Raw genomic sequence first — 3,045 nt, 5'->3', positions numbered from 1 at the left:
CGCGGGCCCCTTGGGCGCGCCGCACCGGCGTGGGACCGCTGGAGCGGAGCGGCGGCGCCTTCGAGCCTCACCCCAACGGGACGTCAGCCATGGTCGGCGGACTCATCTCTTCGCTGTGAGTCGTGCCGCCGCCGTGGGCTGAGGTTCCGCGGGGAATGGGAGGGCGACTCGGGTCCCACGGGGCGAAGGTGGTCGGCGTCGCTGGGAGATAGGGACGGGCGCCTTGCGTTCCATGCGGTGAAGGAGGGTGTGGCTGAGGGAGAAGCGAAGGCGGGGTTCCGAAGGGGGCGAAGGAGGGTGGCGGTGTCGCTGGGGGAGGGGGTCAGGCGGGGGCAGTGTCGGGGCGGATGCCGCGGTCGTAGGCCACCAGGGAGAGGGCGCCGAGCGCGCACGCCGCCGCCACCGCCCCCATGACGGCCGGATACCCGGCGAACTGGGCGATCCCCGCCGCCAGCAGTGGCGCGACGGCCTTGGCCACCGTGATGGGCAGCGCGAGCGCCCCGCTCAGGGACGCGTACGCCCCCGTGCCGTACCGGTCGGCCAGCAGCGCGGGCCGGGCGATGGTCCCCACCCCGAACCCCAGCCCGAACAGCACGACAGAAGCCACGGCCCCGGCCACGCTCCTCCCCACCAGCGGCAGCAGCATCGCCGCCAGCCCTTGCAGCCCGAACATGACCGCCGTGATCAACGCCACCGACCACCGCCCTTGCAGCCCCGTGGTGACGAGCCGTCCCGTGACGGACAGCACCCCGAGCAGCCCCGCCACGCCGGCCGCGAACACGGGTGGATGCCCGAGGGCGATCAGGTACGTGACCAGCAGCACCCCCATGACCCCCACCGCGCCCGTCTGGGTCAGGAAGGCCGCCGCCAGCAGCCAGAAGGGCCGCTCGCGCAGCGCCGCCCCGACGATCTCGCGCCGATCGACATGCGGTGGCGCAGCCCGGCTCCGTACGGCCACCGCGTGCAGCGGCACGGAGGTCAACGCGTATCCCACGGCCAGGATGACCAGCGCCTGCCGCCATCCGTACAGATCGACGAGAAAGCCCGTCAGCGGCAGGAAGATGCTGGACGCGAACCCCGCCACGACCGTCACCGCCAGTAACGCCCGCGCCCGCCTGGTCGCGTCGAACCAGGCCACGATCACCGCGAACGCCGCCTCGTACAGCACCATCGCCGACGCCACGCCGAGCACCCCGCACACCACGTACAGCTGCGCCACCGACTGCACCTGGGACCACGCCAGCACCGCCAGCCCGCCCAGCACAGAACCCACGGTCATGAGCCCGCGCCCGCCGTGCCGGTCCAGCCAGCGTCCGATGACCGGAGCCACCATCGCCGACACCAGCACGGCCAGCGTGATCGCCCCGGTGAGTTGCGCGACCCCGGCGTGCAGCTCGCGGGACATCGGCGGGATGAACACCGAGAACGCGTAATAAAGCACGCCGTATCCGGCGGTCTGCGTGATGGAGAGCGCGCCGATCATCCATACATGGGACTTCGATCCGGCGCTGTCGATCACTTCAACATCGTTCCCGCTCACCGGACGGAAATACGGTGATAAATGTCACTTCAACACGCCAAGAACGACAGACTGTGAAATAGGAATAACGTCGTGTCATGAGCTTTTCCTACGTGGTTACCGGCGGCGGACGTGGAATTGGAAAGGCCGTGGTCGAACGGCTACTCGGCGAGAAGGACACCGTGGTGGCCGTCGAACGCGACCCCGACGCCCTCTCCTGGGCCGGCCCGAGGGTCGTCCCCGTGATCGGCGACGCGGCCGACGAGGAGGTCGTCGCCTGGGCCGCCGACCTGGCCCAGGAGTCGGGCACCCTGCGCGGCTGGGTCAACAACGCGGCCGTGTTCCGGGACGCCTCCGTGCATTCCTCCCCGATCTCCGAGGTCAGGGCCCTGATCGCGGCGAACCTCGACCTCGCCGTCGTGGGCTGCGCCACCGCCGTGCGCCACTTCCTCGCGGCCGGTACGCCCGGCGCCATCGTCAACATCACCTCGCACCAGGCCACCAGGGCGGTGCCCGGCAGCCTCCCGTACGCGACCGCCAAGGCCGCCACGGAGGGCCTGACGAGGTCGCTGGCCGTGGAGTACGGCAGGTGCGGCATCAGGGTCAACGCGGTGGCCCCTGGCTCGGTGGCCACGGAGCGGTACGAGGCGTTCCTGGCCTCACAAACCCCTGAAGGGCGGCGGGCCGTCGAAGAGCAGTTGGCCAGGCTGCACCCCCTGGGCCGGGTCGCCACCCCCGCCGAGGTGGCCTCCGTCGTGGCGCACCTCCTGTCGGAGGAGGCGGCGTTCGTCAACGGCGCCACCGTCCCCGTGGACGGCGGTCGTACGGTGCTCGGGCTCGACCCAGAAGCCCGGGAATGAAAACCGTTGTCATGCGGTTGAAGCGGCCATGAAGAAGAACCTGCACCCCGCGTACCGCCCCGTCGTCTTCCGTGACCCCAGCGTCGGGTTCGCCTTCCTCACCCGCTCGACCCTGACCAGTGACAGGACGATCGAGTGGGAGGACGGCAGGACGTACCCCGTCGTCGATGTGGACGTGTCGTCCGCCAGCCACCCCTTCTACACCGGCCGCGGCCGCATCCTCGACACCGCCGGGCGCGTCGAGCGCTTCAAGCAGCGCTACGGGAGGAGGTGACGCGCCAGGCGGGCATGCCTTCGCTACCGGTGGGTAAAAGGTGGTCACCGGCGTGGAGCAGTGGTGATGGAGATGAGTCTCTCTGGAAAGGAACGCCGCATTCTCGCTGAGATCGAGCAGGCTCTTGAGCGAGACGACCCCGAGCTGGCCAAGCGCGTTGCGGCGATCAACAGGATCGAGTCCGACGGGAACATCTTCCCGCAGTCGTACACCGACCGGCTGCGGATGTGGGCGCTTGCCCATGTGTGGATGATCTTCACGGTCGGCGCCCTGATGATCGTGCTGCTACTGCTGGCCGTGCTGACCACCTGAGCCGCGGGGTCGTCGTCGCAGCACCGCCAGGTCGATGGCGGCGACGATGGCCACCGCGGCGGCGATCGCGGCCTCCCAGC

At 70.2% G+C, this 3,045-nt stretch carries 4 protein-coding genes; 3 read left to right on the top strand and 1 reads right to left on the bottom strand.

Annotated features, from left to right (window positions below):
- Nucleotides 1-322: 322 nt before the first annotated feature.
- Nucleotides 323-1,483, bottom strand: coding sequence for an MFS transporter (locus AB0J09_RS60770; RefSeq protein WP_360713028.1), 1,161 nt, complete (start codon nt 1,481-1,483; stop codon nt 323-325).
- A 134-nt stretch (nt 1,484-1,617) separates the two neighbouring features.
- On the opposite strand from AB0J09_RS60770, the gene AB0J09_RS60765 reads away from it, so the two are divergent.
- The 3 genes from AB0J09_RS60765 to AB0J09_RS60755 all read left to right on the top strand — a co-directional run bounded on the left by AB0J09_RS60765 (nt 1,618) and on the right by AB0J09_RS60755 (nt 2,965).
- Entirely contained in the window at nt 1,618-2,379 is a 762-nt protein-coding gene (locus AB0J09_RS60765; protein ID WP_360713025.1) for an SDR family oxidoreductase, read from the top strand.
- A gap of 28 nt (nt 2,380-2,407) precedes the next feature.
- Nucleotides 2,408-2,653, top strand: coding sequence for a type B 50S ribosomal protein L31 (locus AB0J09_RS60760; RefSeq protein WP_360713023.1), 246 nt, complete (start codon nt 2,408-2,410; stop codon nt 2,651-2,653).
- Between the two features lie 72 nt (nt 2,654-2,725).
- Nucleotides 2,726-2,965, top strand: coding sequence for a DUF3040 domain-containing protein (locus tag AB0J09_RS60755; RefSeq protein ID WP_360713020.1), 240 nt, complete (start codon nt 2,726-2,728; stop codon nt 2,963-2,965).
- The last annotated feature ends 80 nt before the right edge of the window (nt 2,966-3,045 follow it).

This window comes from Nonomuraea sp. NPDC049784, assembly GCF_040659615.1.
Taxonomy (GTDB): domain Bacteria; phylum Actinomycetota; class Actinomycetes; order Streptosporangiales; family Streptosporangiaceae; genus Nonomuraea.
Note: the sequence above shows the minus strand (reverse complement) of the source record. Positions and strands in the feature narration are given on the sequence as shown.